The 600-nt window shown below is 41.8% G+C and carries 1 protein-coding gene; it reads left to right on the top strand.

Going from position 1 to position 600, the window contains the following annotated elements; translation table 11 throughout:
• Nucleotides 1-183: 183 nt before the first annotated feature.
• Nucleotides 184-405 (top strand): hypothetical protein, encoded by a 222-nt coding sequence (locus HMPREF9441_RS16120; RefSeq protein WP_008622960.1) that lies wholly within the window; start codon nucleotides 184-186, stop codon nucleotides 403-405.
• Nucleotides 406-600: the final 195 nt, after the last annotated feature.

The raw sequence follows: 600 nt of genomic DNA, 5'->3' as shown, positions 1-600 counted from the left end.
ATATGGGAGTGTAAGATGCATCTTTCGTTTGAGTTCCTCGACCCTGTGACGAACTACCAAAAAATAGCTGAGCTGGAAGCTGATGTAGCGCACCTGAAAGAAGAGCTTGCAGAAATTAGGAAATTAGCAAATTAGGAAATTAGCAAATGAGCGAATTAGTAAATTGAAAAAGGTTGCTTGCAGATGCAAGCAACCTTAATTTTTGATGTTAAAATTTTGCTAAAGCCATTAGCGTATCCTACCTTTGCAGCACCTTTGAAAGCCAAAGGTGCCAATGCAAGACGGGCAGGTGTTTTGCGATATAAAATGAGAAAAATGAAGGTAAACCTCAACTTTAGCTTCAAGCTCATTAAGATTTTGATAAGAATTTCTAAAAAGAAATTCCTCATTAAAATTACTTATTAATGGGCAGGCAGTGGGAGCGGCAACTCCTGCTGCCTTTCTCTTTTTATATCGATGCAAAGGTACTACTATTTTTTGAATTGGCAAAATTTAATTTGGAGTGCGAGCCGCACGGGCAATTGTGGGACGGCTGAGAGGGCTGGGAGGATTGGGAGACGAGTGGGAGTGCGAGCCGCACGGGCGATTATGGGACAGGTG

The sequence above is a fragment of the Paraprevotella clara YIT 11840 genome (genome assembly GCF_000233955.1).
Taxonomy (GTDB): domain Bacteria; phylum Bacteroidota; class Bacteroidia; order Bacteroidales; family Bacteroidaceae; genus Paraprevotella; species Paraprevotella clara.
Note: the sequence above shows the minus strand (reverse complement) of the source record. Positions and strands in the feature narration are given on the sequence as shown.